The sequence below is a fragment of the Acinetobacter sp. ANC_7511 genome (assembly GCF_056779975.1).
Genome location: NZ_JBWYIY010000010.1, coordinates 117,343 through 138,812, shown reverse-complemented (window position 1 = coordinate 138,812; position 21,470 = coordinate 117,343). Strand labels below are relative to the sequence as shown.

At 38.9% G+C, this 21,470-nt stretch carries 23 protein-coding genes, 6 tRNA genes and 1 pseudogene; 5 read left to right on the top strand and 25 right to left on the bottom strand.

All coding sequences use genetic code 11. The features are described from left to right. The 19 genes and pseudogenes from AC1M9L_RS08735 to AC1M9L_RS08645 form a co-directional block, all read right to left on the bottom strand. Nucleotides 1-80: pseudogene (locus AC1M9L_RS08735) on the bottom strand (hypothetical protein); the annotation flags it as partial. Between the two features lie 150 nt (nt 81-230). Then, a tRNA-Thr gene (locus tag AC1M9L_RS08730) sits at nt 231-305 on the bottom strand. A gap of 14 nt (nt 306-319) precedes the next feature. Then, a tRNA-Gly gene (locus AC1M9L_RS08725) sits at nt 320-395 on the bottom strand. A 34-nt stretch (nt 396-429) separates the two neighbouring features. Continuing rightward, a tRNA-Tyr gene (locus AC1M9L_RS08720) sits at nt 430-513 on the bottom strand. A 53-nt stretch (nt 514-566) separates the two neighbouring features. Further along, nucleotides 567-642: transfer RNA gene (locus AC1M9L_RS08715), tRNA-Thr, on the bottom strand. Between the two features lie 98 nt (nt 643-740). Further along, nucleotides 741-2,234, bottom strand: coding sequence for an anthranilate synthase component I (gene trpE, locus AC1M9L_RS08710; protein WP_481591890.1), 1,494 nt, complete (start codon nt 2,232-2,234; stop codon nt 741-743). A gap of 117 nt (nt 2,235-2,351) precedes the next feature. Then, complete coding sequence (locus AC1M9L_RS08705) at nt 2,352-3,023, bottom strand: HAD-IA family hydrolase (protein ID WP_035270445.1); 672 nt, start codon at nt 3,021-3,023, stop codon at nt 2,352-2,354. A gap of 58 nt (nt 3,024-3,081) precedes the next feature. After that, the gene (locus tag AC1M9L_RS08700; RefSeq protein WP_481591889.1) at nt 3,082-3,756 is read right to left on the bottom strand and encodes an FHA domain-containing protein; all 675 of its coding nucleotides are present in this window, start codon (nt 3,754-3,756) and stop codon (nt 3,082-3,084) included. A 69-nt stretch (nt 3,757-3,825) separates the two neighbouring features. Continuing rightward, nucleotides 3,826-6,213 carry a type II secretion system secretin GspD gene (gspD, locus tag AC1M9L_RS08695; protein WP_481591888.1) on the bottom strand — a complete coding sequence of 796 codons (2,388 nt, stop codon included), beginning with the start codon at nt 6,211-6,213 and terminating at the stop codon, nt 3,826-3,828. A 42-nt stretch (nt 6,214-6,255) separates the two neighbouring features. Further along, complete coding sequence (locus AC1M9L_RS08690) at nt 6,256-7,092, bottom strand: type II secretion system protein N (RefSeq protein ID WP_481591887.1); 837 nt, start codon at nt 7,090-7,092, stop codon at nt 6,256-6,258. Further along, on the bottom strand, nt 7,092-7,835 hold the full coding sequence (gene gspN, locus AC1M9L_RS08685) for a type II secretion system protein N (RefSeq protein ID WP_092766456.1): 744 nt from the start codon (nt 7,833-7,835) through the stop codon (nt 7,092-7,094). Before gspN ends, AC1M9L_RS08690 begins: the two co-directional genes overlap by 1 nt. Nucleotides 7,836-8,001: 166 nt before the next feature. Then, nucleotides 8,002-8,325 carry an H-NS histone family protein gene (locus tag AC1M9L_RS08680; protein ID WP_035267603.1) on the bottom strand — a complete coding sequence of 108 codons (324 nt, stop codon included), beginning with the start codon at nt 8,323-8,325 and terminating at the stop codon, nt 8,002-8,004. Nucleotides 8,326-8,451: 126 nt separating this feature from the next. Continuing rightward, a complete protein-coding gene (locus AC1M9L_RS08675) occupies nt 8,452-8,868 on the bottom strand; it encodes an acyl-CoA thioesterase (protein WP_035267539.1) in 417 nt (138 codons plus the stop codon). A 9-nt stretch (nt 8,869-8,877) separates the two neighbouring features. Then, on the bottom strand, nt 8,878-10,071 hold the full coding sequence (locus AC1M9L_RS08670; protein ID WP_481590122.1) for a heme biosynthesis protein HemY: 1,194 nt from the start codon (nt 10,069-10,071) through the stop codon (nt 8,878-8,880). Between the two features lie 2 nt (nt 10,072-10,073). After that, a complete protein-coding gene (locus AC1M9L_RS08665; protein WP_035267542.1) occupies nt 10,074-10,913 on the bottom strand; it encodes a hypothetical protein in 840 nt (279 codons plus the stop codon). Continuing rightward, nucleotides 10,910-11,692, bottom strand: a complete 783-nt coding sequence (locus AC1M9L_RS08660; protein WP_481591886.1) for a uroporphyrinogen-III synthase — start codon at nt 11,690-11,692, stop codon at nt 10,910-10,912. Before AC1M9L_RS08660 ends, AC1M9L_RS08665 begins: the two co-directional genes overlap by 4 nt. Before the next feature lie 9 nt (nt 11,693-11,701). Then, nucleotides 11,702-12,622 carry a hydroxymethylbilane synthase gene (gene hemC, locus AC1M9L_RS08655; protein WP_481591893.1) on the bottom strand — a complete coding sequence of 307 codons (921 nt, stop codon included), beginning with the start codon at nt 12,620-12,622 and terminating at the stop codon, nt 11,702-11,704. Nucleotides 12,623-12,717: 95 nt separating this feature from the next. Continuing rightward, nucleotides 12,718-13,455 (bottom strand): LytR/AlgR family response regulator transcription factor, encoded by a 738-nt coding sequence (locus AC1M9L_RS08650; RefSeq protein ID WP_092766460.1) that lies wholly within the window; start codon nt 13,453-13,455, stop codon nt 12,718-12,720. A 52-nt stretch (nt 13,456-13,507) separates the two neighbouring features. After that, a complete protein-coding gene (locus tag AC1M9L_RS08645; RefSeq protein WP_035267548.1) occupies nt 13,508-14,662 on the bottom strand; it encodes a sensor histidine kinase in 1,155 nt (384 codons plus the stop codon). Here AC1M9L_RS08645 and argH point away from each other — a divergent pair. Further along, nucleotides 14,653-16,083: an argininosuccinate lyase gene (argH, locus tag AC1M9L_RS08640; protein WP_051586571.1), complete on the top strand. Its 1,431-nt coding sequence runs from the start codon at nt 14,653-14,655 to the stop codon at nt 16,081-16,083. The genes AC1M9L_RS08645 and argH overlap by 10 nt on opposite strands. Before the next feature lie 28 nt (nt 16,084-16,111). Next, a complete protein-coding gene (locus tag AC1M9L_RS08635) occupies nt 16,112-16,381 on the top strand; it encodes an oxidative damage protection protein (RefSeq protein WP_035267550.1) in 270 nt (89 codons plus the stop codon). Nucleotides 16,382-16,598: 217 nt separating this feature from the next. Here the strand turns inward: AC1M9L_RS08635 and AC1M9L_RS08630 are convergent, their stop codons facing one another. Then, a complete protein-coding gene (locus AC1M9L_RS08630) occupies nt 16,599-17,066 on the bottom strand; it encodes a hypothetical protein (RefSeq protein ID WP_481591885.1) in 468 nt (155 codons plus the stop codon). A 270-nt stretch (nt 17,067-17,336) separates the two neighbouring features. On the opposite strand from AC1M9L_RS08630, the gene AC1M9L_RS08625 reads away from it, so the two are divergent. Then, a complete protein-coding gene (locus AC1M9L_RS08625; protein WP_179999046.1) occupies nt 17,337-17,759 on the top strand; it encodes a GNAT family acetyltransferase in 423 nt (140 codons plus the stop codon). A gap of 6 nt (nt 17,760-17,765) precedes the next feature. Here AC1M9L_RS08625 and AC1M9L_RS08620 read toward each other — a convergent pair whose 3' ends face one another. From AC1M9L_RS08620 to AC1M9L_RS08605, 4 genes are all read right to left on the bottom strand, one after another. Next, complete coding sequence (locus AC1M9L_RS08620; protein WP_481586833.1) at nt 17,766-18,542, bottom strand: class I SAM-dependent methyltransferase; 777 nt, start codon at nt 18,540-18,542, stop codon at nt 17,766-17,768. Between the two features lie 132 nt (nt 18,543-18,674). Further along, nucleotides 18,675-18,750, bottom strand: a tRNA-Phe gene (locus AC1M9L_RS08615). A 135-nt stretch (nt 18,751-18,885) separates the two neighbouring features. Next, nucleotides 18,886-18,961 (bottom strand) — tRNA-Phe (locus tag AC1M9L_RS08610). A gap of 172 nt (nt 18,962-19,133) precedes the next feature. Further along, nucleotides 19,134-19,511 carry a GNAT family N-acetyltransferase gene (locus AC1M9L_RS08605; protein ID WP_035267556.1) on the bottom strand — a complete coding sequence of 126 codons (378 nt, stop codon included), beginning with the start codon at nt 19,509-19,511 and terminating at the stop codon, nt 19,134-19,136. A gap of 93 nt (nt 19,512-19,604) precedes the next feature. On the opposite strand from AC1M9L_RS08605, the gene hisB reads away from it, so the two are divergent. Together hisB and hisH are read left to right on the top strand one after the other, a co-directional pair. Continuing rightward, entirely contained in the window at nt 19,605-20,198 is a 594-nt protein-coding gene (gene hisB, locus AC1M9L_RS08600) for an imidazoleglycerol-phosphate dehydratase HisB (RefSeq protein WP_035267557.1), read from the top strand. Next, nucleotides 20,198-20,815: an imidazole glycerol phosphate synthase subunit HisH gene (gene hisH, locus AC1M9L_RS08595; RefSeq protein ID WP_035267559.1), complete on the top strand. Its 618-nt coding sequence runs from the start codon at nt 20,198-20,200 to the stop codon at nt 20,813-20,815. Before hisB ends, hisH begins: the two co-directional genes overlap by 1 nt. A gap of 50 nt (nt 20,816-20,865) precedes the next feature. Here the strand turns inward: hisH and AC1M9L_RS08590 are convergent, their stop codons facing one another. Then, complete coding sequence (locus AC1M9L_RS08590; protein WP_228133253.1) at nt 20,866-21,294, bottom strand: helix-turn-helix domain-containing protein; 429 nt, start codon at nt 21,292-21,294, stop codon at nt 20,866-20,868. Nucleotides 21,295-21,470: the final 176 nt, after the last annotated feature.

The window sequence follows — 21,470 nt, the reverse complement described above, 5'->3', positions numbered from 1 at the left end:
GTTGTTTTACCATGGTCAACGTGACCGATTGTGCCCACGTTAACGTGTGGCTTATTACGTTCAAACTTAGCCTTAGCCATGAGATCTTCCTCGTTTACGTCGAACACAATTCTAAGATTGTTCAGTATCGACCTGTCGCCAAAAAAAATGACACTTTAAATACTTGAAAAGCAGACTAATAAGCCTGCTTTCTTTAAAACTTTGTAGAAATTTCTACTAAACTGTATATCTGGAGCTCTTATCGAGATTTGAACTCGAGACCTCTCCCTTACCAAGGGAGTGCTCTACCACTGAGCTATAAGAGCATTTAATACTTCGATGGAGCGGGAGACGAGGGTCGAACTCGCGACATGCAGCTTGGAAGGCTGCCGCTCTACCAACTGAGCTACTCCCGCATATTGGTAAGACACTAGATCGAAGTTTTAAAATTGGTGGTGAGAGAAGGATTCGAACCTTCGAAGCTTACGCGGCAGAGTTACAGTCTGCTCCCTTTGACCGCTCGGGAATCTCACCATTTACACTTACTTCAGTGTTGTTCTTTACTCGACTACTTAAACTCTCTAAGATGGTGCCGGCACACGGATTCGAACTGTGGACCTACTGATTACAAGTCAGTTGCTCTACCAACTGAGCTATGCCGGCGTTTCTTAGTGTTTCGTACGTTTCGTATCGGAACGGTGTGCAGTTTAGCAAAACTTGAAATCCGTGCAAGTGTTTTTTTCAAAAAAAACCCTAAAAACTCACAAAATCAATCCGTTTGATGATAATTCAACCGCTTTGATCACTGCGCGAGCTTTTATTTGGGTTTCATTCCACTCAGAATCAGGATTTGAGTCTGCAACAAGACCCGCACCAGCCTGTACATAAACCTTATTTTCGCGAATAACACAGGTTCTAATCGCGATAGACATGTCCATTTCACCATGCCAGCCTAAATAACCAACAGCACCGCCAAAAATTCCACGTTTTACTGGCTCAACTTCGTCAATAATTTCCATAGCACGAATTTTTGGTGCCCCAGAAAGTGTTCCTGCAGGGAATGTTGCTTTAAAAACATCCAAAGCATCTACGCCTTCCTCAACTTCCCCTTGCACATTAGAAACAATATGCATGACATGTGAATAACGTTCGATCACCATTTGATCAGTGACTTGCACTTTACCGATTTTTGATACACGCCCAATATCATTGCGACCCAAATCAATCAACATTAAGTGCTCTGCGATTTCTTTCTCATCGGAAAGTAAATCTTTTTCCAGCGCTAAATCTTCTTCTTTGGTTTTACCTCGTGGTCGTGTGCCCGCTAATGGGCGCACAGTCGCCACTCCATTTTCTAAACGCGATAAAATTTCAGGTGATGAGCCCACAATATAAAATGGCTTTTCATCACTAAGCGTCTTTCCTTGTACTAAAAACAGATATGGTGAAGGATTAAGATGACGTAATGCACGATATACTTGTAAAGGATCACCATCAAAGTCCGATACCATGCGATGACCAGGAACCACCTGCATCACATCACCTGCACGAATGTATTCTTTAACAGTTTCAATCGATTCTAAGAATTTTTCTTTACCTGTTAATGATTCAAAATGAGGGGCCGTGTGAGGCTTTGCCTGCAAGCTCACCGGTGTGGCAAGTAATGATTCAATTTCATCCAGCTGGCTTTGTGCTTTATTAAAAGCATCCGCATCCTGTGTATCCGCATGTACGATAATAAATAGCGTGTCTTTTAAATTATCAAAAACTACAACTGTTTTAGACAACATGAGCCATAAATCTGGCAATCCAACAGGATCAGCATCAGGAACGTTATTTAAGCGCGGTTCAATATAGCGTACCGCGTCATAACCCAAATAGCCCACCAAGCCCCCTGTAAAGTTGGGCAAATCTGGGAGTTCTGCTTTTGATGGCACTTTGAACTGCGATTGAAAGTCACGGATATACTGGAAAGGATCTTGACACTCAAACGATTCGACTTGGCCATCAGCTTTCTGAATTGTTAACTGTCCTTCATTGCAAGAGAATACCGTTGACTCGCCCAGACCAATAATCGAGTAACGCGCCCAGTTTTCACCACCTTCTACAGACTCAAATAAATAGGCTTGTTGATGTTGTTTTAAACGTGCAAATACTGACAATGGAGTGTCAGTATCAGCTAAGCGTTGGCGATAAACTGGAATTAGGTTAAAACCTTGCGATTGAAGCTGTTGAAATTGAGTTGATGTTGTCATGAGGAATTCTCTGTAGTTTTCGATGCATATTGAATGTTCTATAAAGTCTGCGCTGAGAGACGCCATCGAAAAACATTAAAACTATTCATTCCTCTACCCTTCTTTATTTATTACAACTTACTTAGAAATCAACACAGTTAAATCATCAACTACTTGTTGCGGCTTACATAGCTGAATATCTTCGCCATGATTATAACCATAGCTTACGACAATACAATCAATACCCGCACGGCGCGCTGCCTCTACATCATTCGATGAGTCACCAATCATCAAGGTATTGTCCAGATCAGTTCCAAAGGCCTCAACACAATGCAACAAAGGTTTAGGATCTGGTTTTCTCACCTCAAAACGATCTCCACCCACCGTATCCACAAAATAGTGATCCATCTTTAATTCAGCCAATATTTTTCTAGCGGGTAATTCCGGCTTATTCGTGACACACACCATTTTTTTTTGATGAGCTCGACCCCACTCTAAAAATTCGATAATGCCGTGAAATGGACGCGTATCCACGCACGGTTCGGCATTATAAATTTCTAAAAAAGTATCCAATAATTGTTGATGCTCAGAAGGCTCTACACGCCCAGTCAGATGCATTAAAACACTCTGACAGAACAATGAAGTCCCTTTGCCAATCCAATTTCGAACTTGAGATTCTGTGACCAAAGGCAGTTCTAATACATTCAAACTCATATTCATGGCACGATATAGATCAAATGCCGAATCAACCAAAGTTCCATCCAGATCAAAAAGAATTAAGTCACGCTGTTCCAAATTCGCAATATTCATTATTTTAAACCTAACAAAAAAGGCATGCGAAAGCATGCCTTAAAAAATCACATGCAACTTAGTTGAAAATAAACCAGGCAACCAGTGCCACAATCACTAACACCAATAATGCCATTAAGCCAATATTGGCATTTTTTTGAGTTTCCAACTCTTTTTCCGTACAAGCTGCAGGAATATTTACCTCACACGCTTCATGCTTATTGACAGTTGTATTAACATCAACTCCTTCAGGAATTGGGGCTGGTTTAGGAATTCCTACATTTTGAGGCATACCATCTCGAGTAAGCTGAACTGAGCTATCTCGCTCTTTCAGATCAGGCATACCCTGCTCAAGCATTTTAGCTGCTGCTGTCTTCTCTACTGCAACCTTTGAAGAAATTTCAGCTGTTGCGATTGCTTCGCTAGGCTGCTGAACATCTTGTAATGTTTGTGCAGATTGCGCAGGTGCTAAAACTGAAAATTTATGGCTAGCAAATTGCAGAATATCGCCATCTTTAACAATAGTTTCGCCTTCAGCAACTTTTGTATCGTTAATAAACGTGCCATTTGACGAACCTAAGTCTTGAACAGTGAGCACCTGCTCTTTTAGAAACAAAGCAGCATGACGACGTGATACATCTGCAGACTGAATCAAAATATCTGCATCTTGATGACGACCCACCAACATGTCTCGATCGATATCAACTTCTTTACCCGCAAATTCGCCAGTAATTGTTTGTAATTTCCAAGTCATAGTTTCGATCCATTATTCAAGTTTTGACATTTTAACATGGCTGTTTTCGAGATTCACATTGAACGCATGTTATCGAGATGGTCTCAATGTCGTGGTTGTGACCGTATTTTGTGTTCTTTGCACATCTTGTTTTGGCTCAATCGCGACAGGGGTTTCCACCACGACTTGGGCATTGTTTGTATTTGTTGTGGCAACTTGATTGTAAATCACAGGCTTTGGCAGCACTCGCGTTGATTTCACCACAGGATCCTGAGTCACGATGACATTTGGACGTTCAATCACACGCCCTACTGGCTTAGACTGTGCTGTCGGAGCAGTATAACGCTGTACCTGTGACTCTACTGCTTGAGGCGTTGATGGCACTACGATAGGCTTAACGGGTTGAGGAGTACTTGATACAGGCAACCGCTGTTGGAAGATATCATCAACATTATCCGGTAGCTTCTTAAATGTTCCATCACCATCTAGCGCTAACTGCAAACTGTATAAACGGTCATAGCGTTGCTGTGACAATCTACGAATATCAGCCGTATCTCCTACGATTGTTGGATGAATAAAAACGAGTAGGTTTCGTTTCACATTATTCTTTGCATCTGCTCTAAACAGTCTACCCAAACCAGGAATCGAGCTTAAACCTGGGACGCCTTGACGCGTTAACTTAGTATCATCTGAAATCAGACCACCCAGTACAATTGTTTGACCATTTTCAGCCAAAATCGAGGTTTTTATGGCACGCTTAGTGGTCACCAAGTCTTTCGCCTCACCACTATCTGGCTTCACCGAGGATACTTCTTGTTCTACAGCAAGACGAACTGTTCCACCTTCACCAATTTGCGGAATGACCTTTAATGTTACACCAACATCTTTACGCTCAATTGAAGTATAAGGGTTTGCTGTTCCACCTGTCGTTGTCACAGATCCTGTCTGGAATGGGACATTCTCACCCACAACGATATAAGCTTCCTCGTTATCCATGGTGACAATCGATGGTGTAGACAGTAAGTTCGACTTAGTATTGGTCTTTAATGCCTGTATCAGTGCTCCATACAGTTTACGCGATCCATTCGCACCTTCTTTATATTCACCTAAGGCCAATGAAGCACCAGCTCCAATCAAACCAGCACCCGTAGCTACATTACCAAGGAATCCAGAAGCCAATTGACTCAGCCCCACACCCGCTTTATCAAAATTGATTACACCAATACCACTACTGATGTCACCTAGTGCCCACTGAACACCCAATTGATCTACGTCATTTCCTTCAACTTCAACAATAGCAGCCTCAATGAGAATTTGTTGACGACGCACGTCAAGTTGATGAATAGCAGATTCAATTTCACGCATGAGTTGAGGATCTGCTTTTACCACTAATGCATTTTGTGCACCATCAGCAATAATACTCACGCCATTACTATTAAAACTTGTAATATCTTGTTGATTTTGATTTGAACCACTATTCAAATTAATCGCTGGGGTATTCACACTCCCATTTGAAGACGTATTACTCGAGGTATTATTAATTAATGAGTTACTAGCACTTGAATTGGAGCTTGAACTATTTGAATTACTGGTACTATTCACCGCCTGACCAGATACTAAACCTTGTAAAATTTCAGCCAAATTTTTTGCGCTTGCATACTTAAGCTTAAATACTTTTAGACCGCCTAAGCGATCAGCTGAAGGAACATCAAGCATTTCGATCATTTGACGAATGCGTTTACGAGTACTTGGATCACCCTTGATCAAAATCCTATTAGTACGTGCATCTGCGATAATACGTACTCGAGAACCTGAAATGTCTTTGGCACCCCCCGTAGAAGACATTGAATCCAACAAAACTATCAGCTCTTCAGCTTGGCTAGACTGCAAGCTAATAGCCTCAATATCGTTTTGTCCCGTTCCATCTAAATTACGAATAATCGTTTCAAGCTGTGCAATATTATTCGCACGATCTGAGACTATAAGCGCATTTGTACCTTGTACCGCCGCCAAATGCGCAAATTGCGGCATGAGTGGTCTTAACGCGGGTATTAGATCATTGGGGTTAGTATTTTCCAGCCAAATGACACGAGTGACCACTTGATCACCTCGTGCGTTCCGAGAGGCATCAAAAGGCACACCTGAATTTTTTACATTATTGTCAGGGACTAAGCGGATAGTGTTACCCGCAGGTACAGCAACAACGCCATTAACGTTTAACACACCCAAGAACAAATCATAGACTTCAGCTTTGTTTAAAGCCTTATTTGAAATGACCGTCACATTACCCCGAACCCGCGGATCAACTGCGAAGTTTTTTCCCGTGATATCTGCCACTTCATTAATAAATGCAGTTAAATCTGCATCACGCAGGTTAATTTTCCAAGTTTGCGCTTGCGCAGCGGTACTTGCGACAGCCAATACTGGTGCTACTGCGACCATCGCCCAAAGTGACCGATTTCGATTTAAAAAATCCATAACTTGTTATATTTCCTAATACTTTATGCAAATTTACACATTTTAAAATTCTTGTTGGAAGGTCATCACTTGATCACCTCGTTTTACTTCAATGCGAACTTTACCTTCTCGTTTAGCCTGTTCTAGCAGTTGTGCATCGCTTTGTCCTTGACCGACTGACTGCCCATTCAAGGATAAAACGCGATCACCAGGTCTTAATCCCAGTTTGCTTCTCAAAAATGCAGGCGTTCGATCCGTGACTTCATAACCTTGACCACTGTCAGTGTTGACACCCATATTACTTAAGTATTGTTCACGATTTTCTTGAATTTGATTGATTGCCTGACCAATGGCATTTTGAGTAGTCGTTTGACCTGAATTCGAAGTTGCGTTAGCAGAATTCTGCTGTGCATCAGGTACCAGCGGCTGATTAAGATTTTCTATTCCGGTAAATCTCAACTCAGTCGTCGCACCACTCGGCTTTTTCAATACCACATGATCCCAATATACTTCTGAAAGCTGATAAGAACTTCCTTCCAAAGTTTGTCCAATGGTATAACGATCAGCAACCTCTCGAACTTTAATCACCGCTGAAGATTGACTACTCGGCGTCGAAACCACAACCCCTTGCAACGTAAGCGCTAAATTAGCATCAGCAGCACTTACTTGCGCACCTGTTTCTTGAAACAAAGAGAAACTCGATATATTCGGAACAGGAGGTTGCTGCGAACCTAATGCGACTCGCTCAACTTGCATGACTTGCGGTGGTGCAACCACCAACCAAAATAATGAAGCGAGCTTCCACATTAAGATTAAAATCAGAATAAATAAAGTAAGCGGAGCAATTCGATCTAAATCTTTAAATGAAATTTGTGAAAACTTATCTTGGAATCCCTTCATTAGAAGCCTCCACTCAGCAGTGGCTGTCTCGTACTGACAACAAAGGTATCCAAACCAGCTTTACCATCATATGAAGGCACATTCATTAATAATCTTTGGGTCACCTGTGCATCCAACATTAATGCAGGATCTAAACTAAGGTTGGCCATTTTTTGCCCGCGCTGATCTTGTACATCAATGAGCAGTTTTCCAGCTTCGTCTGAAAATTGCCCTTTTAAAGATGGCATATTCATTCGTTCTTGTTTCTGGGCAAAGGTATAAGTTAGCGTACCACCACCCCATTGCATCTCTCCGGCGGTTTTTGCAAAACCATCGTTTTGTTTGAATTGAAATGCTACATCCTTCAACTGAATACTATTCTGAGGCCATTGCCAATCCACAAATGTTTTGAGTGTTTCAGGGGCAATATTTCCATTCATATTTTTGATAATTATTTTTTTTCCAAGCCCATAACCCACCACACCGTTGAGTTGCGTCTGACCACTATGTATTTCTAAGTTGGCACCAGCTCTTAATAAAATCAGATCGAGAGGACGTGTTTGCCAGATGACAGAACCTGCAAGATTTCCTTTTTGCCAATCTGCTTGACCTTGCCAGATATTGCCACTGACATTTTTTAAAATTTGATTATTTTTATAAAATTTAGCAATGAGCCACGATGCTGGAACTTGTAAAAAAACAAATAATAAAAAAGCGAAGATAGCGACGCTTAACCACACCATTTTTTTTGATTTTTTTATCATTCCATGTATACCAACATCTAAGTCTAATTAACCGCAAAATGTTTGAAAATTTTCTATCTTGGTATTATGCATAAATTTTACACTTCTCCAATTCACTTATAAAAAAACCAAGCAGATTTGCTTGGTTTTTTTAATATTAGTGTCATTACATGACAAATCAGTGAAATTAGATAAGGAAATCTTCTAATTTGGCACCTTTTTCAAGCTCTGCAACCAACCAACGTGGCTTCTTTCCACGCCCTGTCCAAGTCTCCGCAGTATTATTTTTATTACGATAACGAGGCTCTACAGATTTACGCGTGCTTTTCTTACGCTTTTGTGCACCATATTCAATGAATTGCTCTAAAGACATACCCACTGATTCAGCAATTTGAGTAATCTGATGATAAGCATCTTCAATTTCCTGATCTTTCTTAGACTCGATCAAAGCTTGGGCTTCAGCAGTTAACTTTCTTAACTCTTCAACAGATAAATTACTAATATCAGGCATAACATTTACTCCAAAAAATTCAATATCATTATTAGATTTATAAAGCGCCATCTTATTGTTATAAATTATTTTAATCAATCCATCATGTTATTTAATATACATAAATAAAACAAATAATTTAACACATTAATTAACCGAGTCTATTTCTATTATTTTTTCTCTAATATGCTCTGGAATCAAAACCTTTTGCATTGTATTTTTATCCACACAAACTATAACGGCCTCAGCAATTGCCACAATTTCATTCTGTTGCTCACTCCAAACTGTATATTCCATCCTGAAGGCAGAGTTACGCAATTCAACCACTTTAGTTCCAATGCGTAAATAATCAGGATAAAACACTGGTTTAAGATATTTACAACTATTTGAAGCCACAACAGTATTAATATCTAACGCTAAGATTTCTAATTGATTCAAATACTCTATTCGAGCAGTTTCAATATAGCGATAATAAATCACATTATTGACATGTCCAAAAGCATCCATATCACCCCAAGCGACTTTTTGATGGGTAATGACTTTGTACTCATTCATTTGTTTCATTCATCATTCTCATAACTTAAATTGAATAAATTTATTATGGGTCTCAAAGACACTGTTCAATTGCTGAGTTAATACAGCATCGCCTTTTAATACAGATTTAATTCTTAAATAGTTCATTAAAGGGTGATCAGGATATAATTGCAATAATGCCTCAGCATCCTGTTCACGATGAGTCGCAGTATAAATATGCCATTTAGAAAAACTCAAAATCGGTAATCCAGGATATTTCATTTCAAAATGATCAATCTGGTTTTCAAGCATTTCATAATCAGGATTTTGTTTTAACAATTGTTGTTGAAACCATAAATAAAAAATATCCTGATCGAACCGTTCTTCTAATAAAGACAAAGAAAGTTGAGTTTCATCAAAAGCCATCTCAGGAATGCGAGAAATAAGTTTTAACCATAACGATTTAATACCATATGAAGACGACACAATTTGATCACTCATTTGAGCATACCGAATTTGAATAAGCTCTAAATCTGTATTTGAAACGTTGTCAAAATCATTGAGTAGCTTTAAAAGCCATTTCTTTTTATGTTCCAAATCTAAATGACCATATTGCGTGGCTTTTAAATAATGCCATGGATATTGAATCGCAAATCTACCCCATAGATGATTCAACTTATGCTGATAAGCATCTTCAAGATCTTTTAACCAAGGTGACAGCATATGACCATGTAAAAACTCTAAATGGGTTAAAGCCTGATCTGGAAGCTCTTGAGCTAAATAAATTTCAATACGCTGGAGTTCAGCCAATTCAAAAGCATCTGCAGGACTTTGTTGTAAAACACTCAACGCATCATCAATACGATCTTGCTTCAACCATATACGAGACTGAATAACCTCTTTGAGTAATCCTGAGTTCTCAAACACAGGTTGTAAATATTCTCGCTGTTTTGTGTTGGCCTCCAAAACCCACAAAACACCTAATTTTTCATACGTATGTAACCTTGAAAAGTCTGTAACTTGTTGAATTTTACGCTGCTCTCTTGATCTCATCTTTCCAACCCAAAACCATAAAAGATGAAGAGATAAAGCAACGAATAGAAGAAAAAATGAAACAAACCAGAGGTTCGTTTGAATCTGAATACCGTGCCAAAGTATGTAAATATAACCTGGCCCTTCTTGATAACTCAGCACACTTAACACGGCTAATATCATTAAACCAACTAATGCATAAACTATAAAAATATGTTTCATGATTAGCCCTCTAAAATTGCTTTACTGTTCAATTTAGGGACAGGTAAAAGTTGTGCTTGTTTGAGATGTTTCGCTTTATTTTTTATTTTGATTGCCACAGCATCAGGCAGTTGATCCAGTTCATCGATAATTGAGGTCAGTGCATTTTGATAATCAATGTATTGTCCTTGTTGTAGTGCTCTTTGAGCAAATAACACTCTCAATTGAACTTCTTTTAAAACTAATCTTCGATTAAGTAATACCGGCATCTGTTCATCAACGCGTTCAACTTTGAATACACGCTCAAACCATGAGGATTGCGAAGAGTTATCACTCGTGAGTTGCTGTACTTGTTGTTCATTTTTCAAATTTGCATCAATATTTTCAAGCAAGTCACCTAACTGAGCAATTTGAATATTTTTTGCCACAACATATTGTTGAATCATTTTTTGATCATGCTCAACAGCTCGATGCATTGAAACCTGCAATGTATCTGCCAAAGCCAAGCGCTCAACCAGTTGATCCAGTTGATTGAGTTGCTCAAGTGCATATACAAACTCATGTTGATCTAAGGCAAATTGAATTAGCTCTAATTTTTGACTTAAGAGTTTGATTGGATTGATTTCAGATTGAATTTCTTGTTGATTATTGTTTTGCTGAGGTGGATTGGATTGAGACGAAACCTGCTGATTTGAGCGCTGAATTGCTACCAACTGATCATTCAAACTTGCCACTAATTGCTCTGATTTATGTTGAGTTTGTTGTAGCAACTCAACTTTTTCTTGTAATGAAAAATGATCATAGCTGAGTTTAATCAACCAAATGATTAAGCCTAAAATGAATAGATATAAAATTTTCTTCATGAGTGCCTATGTTCACTTTCAAGCTGCGACAAAATCGTATCTGGCATTAAGTCCGCAATTTGAGTGATTTGAAATTTAGTATTCGAGGTCTGTTGATACATACACACGATCTGATATAACCGATCCGCTAAAACCAAGTAATGACCGTGTTGCATAAATACAGGATAATTTTTGCATAAACTCAGCCAATTTTTCCAACTGGCTTCACTACTAATCAATACAGCATAAGGTTGTGGATTTGCATTGAATGCTTCAAGTAGATGTTTAAATTTATCTTGAGCATCACTTGGGCAGTAGCGGGAGTATAAAACAAAATTAAGTACTTCAATTTTAGCAGTACGACACTGCTGCATCATGAACTGACGGCCACCTTCTCCCCGCCAAAACGCAATACGTTTGAGATCAGCATTTTGTGTTAAAACCGAAAGACTTAACATTCCTTCAGATGTTTCAACATCTGGAACTAAACTTTTAACACCATATCGACTTAGAGCTTCAGCTGTTTTCCGGCCAACTGCAATCCATTTGATATGATTTAAATCGGTCAATTTAAGTCCCGATTTTTCGAGAAACTGCATGCCAACTTCAACGGCTGTTGGACTGACGACCACAATCACTTGTGCTGAAATTAATTGCTGAAAGAGCTGATCAAGTTCATCACTCCAATGAACAGCAGCCAACTCTAGTACAGATAACTCGATAGGCTCATATCCTGCACGTACCAGTGCCTCATTGAGAGGCTTAGCACGATCTGCAGGTCGAGTATTGATAAACTTCATTTCATTGTTTTATTTATACAGTGCTCTTAATAAATCAGCAGCACCTTGGTCAATCAAAGCTTTTGCAAGTGAAACACCCAACGTTTCAGCTTGTTCAACTGGACCTTCTACTTTAGCAACCAATAATGTTTGACCATCCACACTGCCTACGCGCCCCTCTAATTGAATCTGTTGATCATTTAAAGTCGCATATCCCGCAATCGGTACCTGACATCCACCTTCTAGATAAGTATTAAATGCACGTTCTGCACGAACACACGCATCTGTTTCTGCATGTAATAAAGGTCGAATCAACTCTAATACGCGTGCATCATCACCTCGGCATTCAAGACCTAATGCACCTTGACCAACTGCGGGTAAACTCGTCTGTGCATCCAGCGTGTGTCGAATACGCTCTGCTAAACCTAAACGTTTCAAGCCTGCGCTTGCCAAAATGATGGCATCGTAAAGCCCAGCATCAAGCTTAGATAGTCTTGTGCCTACATTTCCACGTAAATCTATAATCTCAAGATCTGGACGGGCCTTTAAAATTTGACATTTACGACGCAAACTTGAAGTTCCCACTTTGGCACCATGGGGCAAATCTTCAAACTTGCTATAATTATTCGAAACAAAAGCATCTAAAGGATCTTCTCGCTCACAAATCACGGCAAGACTTAATCCTTCTGGGAGCGCCATCGGCACATCTTTCATTGAATGGACAGCAAGATCTGCACGACCATCAAGTAATGCAGCCTCAAGCTCTTTAACAAATAAACCTTTTCCACCAATCTTGGCTAAAGGAGTGTCTAAAATTTTATCACCTTGGGTCACAAACGTCACCAACTCAACTTTTAGGCCAGCATGTAGGGTCTCAAGTCGCTCACGAATATGCTCCGCTTGCCATAAAGCCAATGGACTTTGACGAGTTGCAATTTTTAAGGTTTTGATCATTTTAATGCTGCCAAACTTTAGACATCCTAAACTTACCCTGCTGTCCCAAAATTGCAAGTAAATTGTTCGGCAATCACTATAATTTTAGGCAACTAAATATTTTGCATTCTTTCTCTAAGCAAAGGTAAGTGACGGCGACTGACCGCCAATTTCTCTTCAAGTTCACGACAACGAACTTGATACTGGCCTGAAGCAACCAACTCCAATCCATCCAAATAATCCAATGCAATCAGCGCATTTCGATGAATTCGTATAAATTTATTTGAAAACTCACGCTCTAGATCTTTTAAAGTCTCATCAATCAACACACTGCCGTTTTTGTGTCGTACTGTTACGTATTTCTGATCAGCTAGAAAATAGTAAACATTTTCGATAGGAATGAGTTCAAGACCACGATACGTTTTCGCAGCGATTTGCTGACGTTGATGTTTTTCTTCCATATTTTCTTTTTGCTCTATATTCGACATTTGAGCTTGAGTAAGTTTAGTTAAATTATTGAGTGTATTTTCTAATTCTGATTTGATAATCGGTTTTAATAAATAGCCTTTCGCTTGTGCCTGAATCGCAGTCAAAGCATGCTCATCATAGGCCGTGCAAAAAACAATAGCGGGCATTGGGTTTAGCTGTGAAAGATGCTGAGCACATGTCAAACCATCCATTTCAGGCATTTGGATGTCAAGTAAAATTACATCAGGCTCATATTGTTGCACTAAGGTCAAAGCTTCTTTTCCATGGTGCGCAGTTGCAACAACTTGATGCCCCAATTGAGTGACCAAGCGAGATAAGCGCTCAACCGCGAGTGGCTCATCATCACAAATTAGGATGTCCATTGTTCCTCCTTGCTCAAGTTAACGTTACTTATTTTAATGTATTAACTTGATTTTATTTATATTGGTACTGGACTACAGTCGTGTAAATTCCATTACCTGCATGACTCCTAAACTGTACCGTATACCCATAGTGTGCTTTCAAACGCTGTTTCACGTTTTCTATCGCAATACCATTCCCCTCCCTATTGGCCATTTTATCGGCTATATAAGGGTTAGTAATGACTATAGTGACTTGATTTTGTAATATTTCAACCAATATGACAATCTTTGCATCAATTAACTTTTTCTCCACCCCATGAAAGATACTATTCTCAATTAAAGGCTGTAAAGTTAAAAAAGGAATACTTGCTTGGCCCAACTGCTCTGGTTGCAAGATATTCCATTCCACATTTAATCTCGAACCCAACCTTAGCTTTTCAACCGCCAAATAATGTTCACACAATTGGATTTCTTCTTTTAATGTGACAATTTTCAGCTCTTGAAAACTTGCTCTAAACAACCTTGAAAGATCGATGAGCATTTGCTCTGCTTTATCTGGATCACTCCCAATCAGACTCACCACACTATTTAAACTATTAAAAAGAAAGTGTGGATGTATTCTTGCTTGCATGGCTTGAATTCGAGCATTCAATTCACCTTGTTGCTGCTTTAACCACTCACCCCGAACATAGATATATCGTAAACAAAAAGTGATCAACAATACGCCATAGCTCATGTGTAAAATCACATGATCAAATAAAAGTAACCATGAAAATTTTTGTAAAGAAAAGTTACTTCCCCAAAAAAACAGAAAATTCAAACTACAAGTAGTGAAGAGGATGATGAGTTCTAATAGTACAAATGTATAAATCGCAGACTGCAAAGTGGTTAGTTTTTGCCAAAACTCCCTAAATAAATCAATTACGGCAATAAAGACCAATACCACCCAATTGATATAAAGCACATACTTGATCACTTGTGATGTCTGTAAATTTGACCAAGACTGTGACTCTGCTAGGCACAGCAATAACGCCAAAAAAATACTGGCAATAAATAACTCTGCAAAATATTGCCATTGCCCAATACGTACAAAGAAATTCGCATCAATAAATTCTTGTTTATCTTTTGAAGAATTATCCATAGGCAAGACTTCGGCATCTTGATTTGAATTTGTTATACTGGATGCAAAATTACTGCTTTTTCTTTTACTGAGCCGACATGACCACATCTTCTAATTCCTCTAATCCGTCACAAGCCCAAACTTCAGGTATGTGGGGCGGTCGTTTTTCCGAAGCAACTGATGCCTTTGTCGCTGAATTTACAGCATCTGTCCAATTTGACCAACGCTTTTATAAACAAGATATTGCAGGTTCAATCGCACATGCAACGATGTTGGCAAAAGTCGGTGTACTCACTGAACAAGAGCGTGATGACATCATCGCAGGCTTAACCGCAATTAAAGCGGACATTGAAGCTGGCAACTTCGAATGGCGTATTGATTTAGAAGATGTTCACATGAACATTGAATCTCGATTAACACAACGTATTGGGATTACAGGGAAGAAATTACATACAGGTCGTAGCCGTAATGACCAAGTAGCAACGGATATTCGTTTGTATGTACGTGATGAAATTGATGCCATCCTAGGGTTATTACACAAACTGCAAAAAGGCATTCTAGGTTTGGCTGCTAAAAATACAAATACAATTATGCCTGGCTTTACACATCTTCAAACTGCACAGCCTGTGACGTTTGGACATCATTTAATGGCATGGTTTGAAATGCTGGTACGTGACTCAGAACGTTTGATTGACTGCCGTAAACGCGTGAATCGTATGCCTTTAGGTTCTGCTGCGCTTGCAGGTACCACTTATCCAATCGATCGTGCTTATACAGCAGAACTTTTAGGGTTTGAAGCAGTTGCAGAAAACTCATTAGATGCTGTATCTGATCGTGATTTTGGTATTGAGTTTAATGCTGCGGCATCACTCATCATGATGCACTTATCTCGTATGTCTGAAGAATTAATTCTTTGGACATCTGCACAATTCAAGTTTGTGAATATTCCTGACCGCTTCTGCACAGGCTCTTCAATCATGCCTCAGAAGAAAAATCCTGATGTACCTGAACTTGTTCGTGGTAAAACAGGCCGTGTATATGGTGACTTAATGAGTCTACTAACCCTCATGAAAGGTCAACCTTTGGCATATAACAAAGACAACCAAGAAGATAAAGAACCATTATTTGATGCTATTGATACGGTTCGTGGCTCTTTAATGGCTTTCGCAGACATGATTCCTGCGCTTGTTCCAAATATTCCTGAAATGCGCGAAGCTGCGCTGCGTGGTTTCTCAACAGCAACCGACCTTGCTGATTACTTAGTGAAAAATGGTGTTGCATTCCGCGATGCACATGAAATCGTCGGTAAAGCAGTTGCGCTTGGCGTACAAGAAGGTAAGGATTTATCAGAACTTACGCTTGAACAACTTCAACAATTCTCTGATTTAATTCAAGCTGACGTCTTTGAAAAAGCATTAACTTTAGAAGCTTCTGTCAATGCACGTAACCACATCGGTGGAACAGCACCTGCTCAAGTTGAAGCAGCAATTGAGCGTGCTCATGCGCGTTTAGAAGCTCTTTACGCTTAATTTCTGATTATATTTTTGGAGTATTGATATGTCTCGCCAAGTATTTTGCCGTAAGTATCAAAAAGAAATGGAAGGTTTGGATTTTGCACCATTCCCTGGTCCTAAAGGTCAGGAACTATTTGATAGTGTTTCTAAGCAAGCATGGGGCGAATGGTTAAAGCATCAAACTACTTTAATCAATGAAAAACGTTTAAATGTCTTTGAAGCTGATGCAAAAAAATTTCTTGAAGAACAACGTGAAAAGTTCTTCAACAATGATGAAACTTTAGAAAAAGCTGAAGGCCTAAAGCCTGAGTAAAAAAAGAAAGCACTGCTTTTCTTTTTACGTAAGATAAGGACGAAGTCCGCGTAGGCTTTAATCTAAAAAGAATCCCCATCTTTGGGGATTCTTTTTTATGCGTTACTTTAAAAATTAGGCAAGAAAAACACAGAAGGTGTGCACAGGCTTTAATCCCAAAAGAATCTCCGTAATAGAGGTTCTTTTTTTATGGGACATCAAATAAATATCAATGGAGTCAAAATTTAGCTGACGAAAGAAGTGCTTGTGGTGGATTTAAAATATGACCTAATTGGTAAACTCCATCCATATTTAACTGCATCTCCATTCGGTCAACACGAATTGGGCCAAATTTAATGTAAATCTGCCGATTTTGAAGATCAAACCGCTGCTCCAAAACCTGTCCATTGAATTGTAAAGAGTTCATAGATGTTAAGTCCATAAGCGCTTTAAAAGGTTGCTCTTCATCCTTTGTATAATGAATCCTTTTTTTATCACTCACGAAATTTTCTAAATGGTTTAAATCCTGAGATTTAAAAGATGTAATTTCACGAATTTGAGATTCCTCAATACCTAAAGCATTGACCAAACTTAACTGATCATCTGGCAGTAATTTAAAATGCCCATTGTTAGGATGTGCCGCCCAACTCAAACTCGAAAGACCCCAAGCACAGATTCCCCACAAAACTTGCTTAAATTGTCTCATTCCCCATCGCTCTCACTGAACGTAATAAAAGCCATCTTTAAAAACATTTCAGCCAAACACAACTACCATTTATCTTAAATATCATTTACTTAACAAGAGTTGTTAGACTCACGTCACAGACAAATCTTTTTTATTGATATTTATCTTGCTATCTAAAAAAGACTGCATAAATGTAAAGCAGAAAATAGACACATAAGATGATTATGAGTTATCAATTTCATCAGAGTAGGCTAATCTCTGTATTAAAATTAACCACCATTTGAGCGCATCATGTTTATCATTCGTCCTTATATTGAGACTGACTTAGAAGACATCATTCAACTCTGGGAAAGATGTGATCTAACACGACCATGGAATAATCCGGAAATTGATATTTTTAGGAAGGCTGCACAAAAAGATGACTTATTCTTGGTGGCTGTGAAAGATCAGTTCATTATCGCAACATTAATGGGTGGTTACGACGGTCATCGCGGGTGGATCAATTACCTCGCGGTACATCCCAATCATCAACGGAATGGTGTTGCTACAGCGTTGATTCAACATTTGGAAAAAAGATTGATTGCACTTGGTTGTCCAGAAGTTCAGCTTTTAGTGCAAAAAGAATTTATTGATATTCAAAACTTTTATGAACAATTGGGATATGACGAAAAAGAAGTTGTATGCCTTGCTAAAAGACTCATTCACGATCATTAAGAAATTTTATAAAACAGGAGCATTTATCAATTTACCGATCCGTAAAAATATTGGGAATCGAATATTAAATTTATGACCGGTATCATTATTCAAAGTTAAGGCATATTGGCTCATCTGATTTAAGATTTGTGTCGCCTGATTATTGGCTTGCGTATTTTGTTTAAGATATTTCTTTAAAGCTGACCATGTATTTAAATAATCAATCAATTGATCAATCCGCCATTTACAATGCATGTGCTGCTCACAGGTCGGGATTTCTTCAAAAGGAAATGGAATCGTTTGATATTTCAGATCAATATAGTGACGCTCACTCTCCCAATATGTTTTCAATACTTGGTGATATAGCTTTTCAATACAGCTTTGAAGCTCCTCATTCTCCACTTCAATAAGCCCATATCCAATCACTGCAAAGACACCCTGGGGCTTCAGTGTTCGATAGACCTCTTGAAAAAATAACTCGAAGTCAAACCAATGAATGGCTTGGGCAACTGTAATCAGGTCAAAACATTGTGCTTTAAAATTGCTATGTTCAGCATTATCAATTCGGTAAATTACATTATCTATTGCTGGGGCTTGCTGAAGTTGTGCTGCGCTTATATCCGTTGCAATGACTTGATTAAAATGCGGAGCCAATAAGCGGGTGAATTGTCCTGAACCTGCCCCGCAATCCCAAGCCATTTCATAGTTCTGAACATATTTGAAGATTTCGTCAATCACACTTTGTGGATAACTTGGACGAGCTTGTTGATAAAGCTCACTTTGATCAGAAAATAGGTCTTTCATTTTTTATTCTGAATTTGATCGAGAAATCAACCTTAGCACATCAAAAAAAATGGATGATGAATGACTTCGATTCATTTTGTATTATTTTATAAGCAAAAAAAATCCTCAACATTGTTGAGGATTTTTCGAATATGGTGGCGAGACCCAGGATCGAACTGGGGACACACGGATTTTCAATCCGTTGCTCTACCAACTGAGCTATCACGCCGATGGGGTGTATTAAGCCGTAACTGAGCTCAATAGTCAATAAAAATCATGCATTTTTTATTTGTTCGAGTAAATTTTACCCAAAAAAAATCTCTGATGGGATCAGAGATTGAAAATACAAATTCTTAAAAGAATATGGTGGCGAGACCCAGGATCGAACTGGGGACACACGGATTTTCAATCCGTTGCTCTACCAACTGAGCTATCACGCCGATGTCGCGTATTAAACAGTTTCATCTCGATATAGTCAAGCAAGTTTTTGGGATATTTAAACAAATGGATGTTTTTAAAACAACATTTAGATTATTCGATGTAAATACATACAAATCCAATAAAAAAAGCCAGTATTGACTGACTTTTAATATTTAAAATCGAACAATAGTTTTAAATTTTTTCCAAACTACTTAAACAACGATGTATTGCACCACATCCAGGCTCAAAATGATTAACGCCTTTCTCTTCTTCCATTCGACATGCTTCACTCACTAAGCGCTCTGCGACACCACGTCCACGGTTAGCCGGATGAACTACGATATTTTCAAGCGTTCGACTTTCACCTTGTCCAGTTGACCAAATGGCCCCAATGATCTTTGTATTAAATTCTGCCGTGTAAAGTAAGGTATACTGAGCTAAGTTTTGCTCAAGTTGTTCAATGGCATCTTGTCCGTCACTAAATTCTGGACTGGTGTCATATAAGCGCTCAAGCTGTTCACGAACTTCAACATTATCAAGCGAAGTTATTGCATGTACGGTTATAGGCATTGATTAACCCTCCTGAGCAATCTAATATGCTGTCACTTTCGTGACATCGAAAATCTACATTCATCATTTTTAACGTTTTTGAGGAACGTGTCTATGACGCAACGTATCAGTGAAGTGGTAAGAAACACAAACGAAACCAAAATTCGTGTTCGCGTGAATCTTGATGGTACTGGTCAAGGCACCCTCAATACAGGTGTTCCATTTTTAGACCATATGATCGACCAAATCAAGCGTCATGGTTTATTTGATATCGATATTCATTGCGACGGCGATTTAGAAATTGATGATCACCATACAGTAGAAGACTGTGGTATTACCCTTGGTCAGGCATTTGCACAGGCTTTAGGTGACAAAAAAGGTTTACGTCGCTATGGTCACTTCTATGCACCACTTGATGAGTCCTTGAGTCGTGTCGTTGTTGACCTATCAGGCCGCCCTGGCTTATGGATGGACATTCCATTTACGCGCGCGCGCATTGGTACTTTTGATGTCGACCTATTCTCTGAGTTTTTCCAAGGCTTTGTGAATCACGCATTAATGACACTCCACATAGACAATTTGAAAGGTAAAAATAGCCATCACCAAATTGAAAGTGTATTTAAAGCATTTGCACGAGCACTTCGTATGGCTTGTGAAGTAGATCCACGTGCAGAAAATACTGTAGCTTCAACCAAAGGTACTTTGTAATGACCCGTATTGCCCTTCTTGATTATGGCATGGGAAATCTTCACTCAGCAGCAAAAGCACTTGAGCATGTTGGTGCAACCGTTGATGTGACCAATGATCCTAAGCTGATTGCTCAAGCAGATAAAATTGTGTTCCCAGGCGTTGGTGCAATGCGTGATTGCATGCAAGGTATGCACGAGGCTGGCATTGACGAGGTTGTACGCAATGCCGTTTTCAACAAGCCTGTCCTTGCGATTTGTGTCGGCATGCAAGCTCTGCTGCAACACTCTGAAGAAAATGGTGGTGCAGATGCATTAGGCATTTTTGATGGTGCTGTTAAACGCTTTCCAGATATTGAAGGTTTAAAAGTTCCCCATATGGGTTGGAATCAGGTACACCAAGCAGATCCAAGCCATCCAATGTGGAACAACATTGATCAAGATGCTCGTTTCTATTTCGTACATAGTTTCTATGTTGAACCGAAACAATCTGAGATCATTGCTGCGACATGTAACTACGGTTTGGAATTCTGCACCGCAATCCATAAAGATAATTTGTTTGCTACGCAGTTCCATCCAGAAAAAAGTCATACAGCTGGCTTACAGTTGTTGAAAAATTTTGTAGAGTGGAAAATTTAAAGCCATAATAAGGCTCACTGTTTTCAGTGAGCTTTTTTTCAGACTTTACTCTAAATATCTTTTACGACAAAGCCACCTTCAATTGGCTCAACAGTTACTTTAATTTCTGCTTTTAGATTCAGCGCAGCATAACGACTTTTAAGTTCTGAAATTAATTGTTCTGGCGTTGCATCTTTTAAAGCCAACTCATCCTTCAAAGGATACTGTTTAAAACTTTCTGATTTTTTACCATCTTTAGCGTCTGAAACCCATCGTTCTGCAGCACTCAGTACTTTCGCTAATTCAACTAGATGTTGAGCATTGGCAGGAGTTGACTCTTGCACCCATTTCGACAGCGTTTCCTTAGAGACTCCCAATGCATTCACCACATCAGTCGGTTTAATGTTTTTCTCTTTGATCAATTTTCTAAGTTTTTTAGCACCTTCGCTAAATAAATCATCTTCTTGAACTGCCATCGCTTCTGTCCAAATCTTATTCACTGTCTGCAGTTTCAATTTAACATTAAGCCTATGCAGTTGAGTCTAATATTGCCAAACAAATCAGATGAAATTGAAATTATTTTCAATATAGATAATTCACAAATAAAAGTGTGATCTAATTTTTCTCATTACTCAGTTTGAATTAAAAAGAAAAATAAATTGACCCAATGATTAAT